Source organism: Polaromonas sp. P1_G2, assembly GCF_056405515.1.
Genome location: NZ_JBFUBY010001788.1, coordinates 1 through 356, shown reverse-complemented (window position 1 = coordinate 356; position 356 = coordinate 1). Strand labels below are relative to the sequence as shown.

Below are 356 nucleotides of genomic sequence, written 5' to 3'. Positions count from 1 at the left end.
GAGCATAGACATGCAACATTTCAAGGAAGGGTTGATTATAGGCGCCTTCATATTTCTATTCTCTTCGGCATTAGCCGAAATTACCAAGTATAATCATACATCTTCCCCCAAGATTCATGGAGGGATAATAGGGTTGATTTCGGCGTTATGTGCAATTGCAATAGTTAAATTATTTTTGCTGAATGGAGTCGCCCTTCGGTAGTCGGTGGTTGCCGGATTGTTCGACCTCACGTTACGGCCTGTTCCGGCCCTGTCGCAAATTTTCACGCTTTTCCGTATGTTGACCATCGGCGAGGAAATTGCCGCTCCCAATCCTGCAATGCCGATGCTGATTTGACCGCTGCATAATTGAAAGC

At 45.8% G+C, this 356-nt stretch carries 1 protein-coding gene; it reads right to left on the bottom strand.

From position 1 onward, the window contains the following. Nucleotides 1-114: 114 nt before the first annotated feature. Nucleotides 115-356 (bottom strand): hypothetical protein (locus AC1D0P_RS32600; protein WP_477680501.1); only part of this gene is annotated, 242 nt, incomplete at its 5' end.